The sequence below is a fragment of the Bacteroides sp. 2_2_4 genome, assembly GCF_000157055.1.
GTDB lineage: Bacteria > Bacteroidota > Bacteroidia > Bacteroidales > Bacteroidaceae > Bacteroides > Bacteroides ovatus.
Genome location: NZ_EQ973379.1, coordinates 24919 through 28378 on the forward strand (window position 1 = coordinate 24919; position 3460 = coordinate 28378).

The 3460-nt window shown below is 45.2% G+C and carries 5 protein-coding genes; all 5 read left to right on the plus strand.

From position 1 onward, the window contains the following. Positions 1-237 (plus strand): hypothetical protein (locus BSCG_RS30205; protein ID WP_197535132.1); only part of this gene is annotated, 237 nt, incomplete at its 5' end. Positions 238-724: 487 nt separating this feature from the next. Further along, positions 725-1045 (plus strand): helix-turn-helix domain-containing protein, encoded by a 321-nt coding sequence (locus BSCG_RS0128195; protein ID WP_032849907.1) that lies wholly within the window; start codon positions 725-727, stop codon positions 1043-1045. Between the two features lie 12 nt (positions 1046-1057). Then, the gene (locus tag BSCG_RS00570; RefSeq protein WP_008777601.1) at positions 1058-1405 is read left to right on the plus strand and encodes a hypothetical protein; all 348 of its coding nucleotides are present in this window, start codon (positions 1058-1060) and stop codon (positions 1403-1405) included. Between the two features lie 227 nt (positions 1406-1632). Then, complete coding sequence (locus tag BSCG_RS00565; RefSeq protein ID WP_241762179.1) at positions 1633-2571, plus strand: DNA cytosine methyltransferase; 939 nt, start codon at positions 1633-1635, stop codon at positions 2569-2571. 97 nt (positions 2572-2668) lie between these two features. Next, complete coding sequence (locus tag BSCG_RS00560) at positions 2669-3442, plus strand: phage antirepressor (RefSeq protein ID WP_008777603.1); 774 nt, start codon at positions 2669-2671, stop codon at positions 3440-3442. Positions 3443-3460 lie beyond the last annotated feature (18 nt).

Below are 3460 nucleotides of genomic sequence, written 5' to 3' on the forward strand. Positions count from 1 at the left end.
CCAGCTGTTATTAGTATCAATAGCTGTGCAAGTTCTATGGCTGTCATTGAGATGTTAAGTAGGATTCATCCATTTAAGAATGAACCGCTAAATAAATTCGCAAAGATTGTATATGATATTTCAGAAGGGGATATTATTACTTTTTCTGAAACAGAATTTCCTGTAGATGATAGGTTACTGAAACATAAAGGGAAAGGAATGAAAATTCCATATTTGGATCTGCCTACTTTAAGTTAATAGTTTAAGGAAATGAATTTTGAAAAAAATATACATAATATAAGGGCTGTATTAACTCAAAGAGAAGCTGTACAAATTGTGCATGAGATTTCACGAAATCAAAGTTTCGGAATGTATATTCATTGATGTTGGAAAATATGATAACCATGGAAAGTACCCGTTTCCTCCACGTAGTTAAACTTTAGTTTTTGATGGTTATAAGTTACTTAGAAAAGGGTTGGCAATTAATTGTCAACCCTTTTTGTTACATCTCTTTCATTATTTCAATCCACATGTACCATCTTTTTTGAAAAGAATGATGTCTATTCTTCTCAATATCCATCTAGTGAAAGAGAATGGTATTCTAAAATCCACATTGATATTAAGTGAGTTGGAAAGAAAATGTGGGGCTGACGGTTACCGTCAGCCCTATTTTTTTATGCCCGTTTTTTTAAACTTTGCAGCCGAAGATAAGATAGGCAACTCACTCAAACAAAGGAATATCCGTATGGAAGAGAATGGCAATGACATTGAAAAGCTCAAAGCGATGATCAAAGAAAACTTTGAGGAACAACGAAAACTGATAAGCAAGCTGGAAATTGCACTGGAAGCAGTAACCAGTTTCAACGGCAAACAGATGCTGGACAGCCGGGACATGCGCCTGATGTTGAAAGTATGTGACCGGACACTGATCCGTTGGCGCAACTCCGGCAAGCTGCCCTATTTCAAACTCAGCGGCAAGATTTACTTCTGGGCCTCGGACGTACACAAGTTCCTGAGAGAAGAATGCAAACAAAAAGATTTTATATCCGATTCTATTAACTCATAAATAACAACTCATATGGAAAATCAAAGTAAAGTAATCGTCATTGAACGAAACAAATTTGCGGCACTTGTCAAATCCCACCGTAAATGTATCCAGATGCTGGACATCCTGACCTACATCTATACTGTCAAACAAATAAGTCTGACCTTGACTTTGCAGGAAATCTGTGAAGTTTTACAGATGACTCCTGAAGAAGTGGAGATACAGCGGCAGAAGGGATATATCCGCTTCACAACGCACAAAGGCATGACTGTCTATGAAATCACCGACCTGCTCCGACTGAAGAACATGTTGGAAATGGGGAATGTCTACCGCAAGATAGATGCGAAAGCCATGAATATTGCACCTTTAAATAATGAATAACAATGAAAGAAGAAAAGCAAAGTACTAAAAAAGAGAAGTGTTTGGTGCACGCTTCCCTTTTCAGCGGATTCGGTGCCCCTGATCTGGCAGCCGAATGAATGGGATGGCAAAACGCCTTCCATTGTGAGATAGATGATTTTTGTAACGTGGTTTTAAATTACTGGTTTAAAGATGCGAAAAGTTATACAGACATCACAAAAACAGACTTCAGACAGTGAAGAGGAAAAATTAATGTTCTTACAGGAGGTTTTCCTTGTCAACCCTTTTCCGTTGCAGGCCAAAGAAAAGGAGCGGATGATAACCGTTACCTCTGGCCTTACATGCTCCGGGCCATACATGAAATCAGGCCTGATTGGGTCATTGGTGAAAATGTTGCTGGCATCCTCACGATGGTACAGCCCGGTCAGGAGACTGAAGTGGGAAGCCAATCCACTCTATTCGGAGAGAGTGAGCCTGTATTTAAAAGACGGCAGCAATATGTCGTTGAAACCATTTGCCGTGATCTTGAACGTGAAGGATATTCCGTCCAGCCGATACTTATACCGGCTTGCGCCGTCGGTGCGCCCCACAGGAGGGACCGGGTTTGGTTTATTGCCCACCGTGACTGCGCAGGATTACAAACTGAGGGAGCCGAACAGCAGCCAGCAGGGACTGCCGGAGACCATCCGTGCGATGCTTCTTCCTACCCCGCCGGCCACGGAAATACACCATCCGGAGAGAGTCCACAAATGGAAACAGCTCCATGCGCCATCCCCTCACAGCCAACTCAATGGGGAGAAACAGCCCGACGGCCTGAGCGACTTTCTGGATTTTTACGGGATGCTGCCCACTCCGGTAGCCAGCGATGCCGGTGTGGGGGCTGTAATGGGGAGAAACGACAGGATTATTGTGACACCGAAAGGGAAGATACGGAAGATCAATCAGAAAGGCCATGTCTGGAGTGTAGGGCTTGGGAGGATGGCGGAGCTTCTGCCCACGCCGACGGCGAGGGACTGGAAAGGTGCGGCAAGCCTGGAGAGCCTCGAGAAGAGAGGCCGGATACCGGAAAAGAACAGCCTTCCCGATTTCTTCGCCCGGACTGGAAAGAGTTTCCAACTCAACCCCCTGTTTGTAGCCGAGATGATGGGTTTTCCGCCAGGTTGGACGGTATCTCCTTTTCTCAGTGAAGAGAAAAGTCCATCAAAGGATACGGAAACGCCATCGTCCCCCAGATAGTTTACGAGATATTCAAAGCGATAGAAGAAACTTATAAATCAGACAGTCATGAATAAAATATCAGTATTTGAACATCCTGAGTTCGGACGCATCCGGACACTGGAAATTGACGGGAAAATATGGTTCTGCGCCTCGGACGTTGCCTCCGCGCTTGGCTATTCCAATCCGCGGGATGCCGTCGCAAGGCACTGTAAACCAATGGGAGTCGTGGTTTACGACACCCCCACACGCAGTGCCGTCCAGAAAATCAAGTACATCAGCGAAGGGAACGTATACCGGCTGATTGCCGGTAGCAAGCTGCCTTCCGCCGAGAAATTCGAAAGCTGGATATTCGATGAGCTTGTGCCTGAAACGCTAAAGGACGGAGGCTATCTTCTGGGGAAGAAGGGCGAAACGGACAATGAACTGCTTGCGCGTACCGTATTGCTCGCACAGAAGCGTATAAAAGAGCGTGACAGCCGTATTTCAGCATTGGAGAAGGAGAATAACTATGCCATCCTGAAACTCAAGCTACAAGCCCCAAAAGTTCAGTATTACGACAAAGTCCTGCAATCCCAAAGCACCTACACAACCACACAGATAGCCAAAGAATTGGGAATGACTGCCGGCATGCTGAACAAGCGGCTCCGATGGGCAGGTATCCAGTTCCGTCAGTCCGGTCAGTGGCTACTTAAAGCCCCCTACCAGAATCAAGGCTATACGGCAACCCGGACCCATGTATGGGAAAGCCGTACAGGAGAAACCGGAACGGCTATGTTGACCGTTTGGACGGAAAAGGGCCGGTTATTCATACATTGTCTTTTAGAGTATTATCTGGTATAACCGGAATTGTAAGACTGT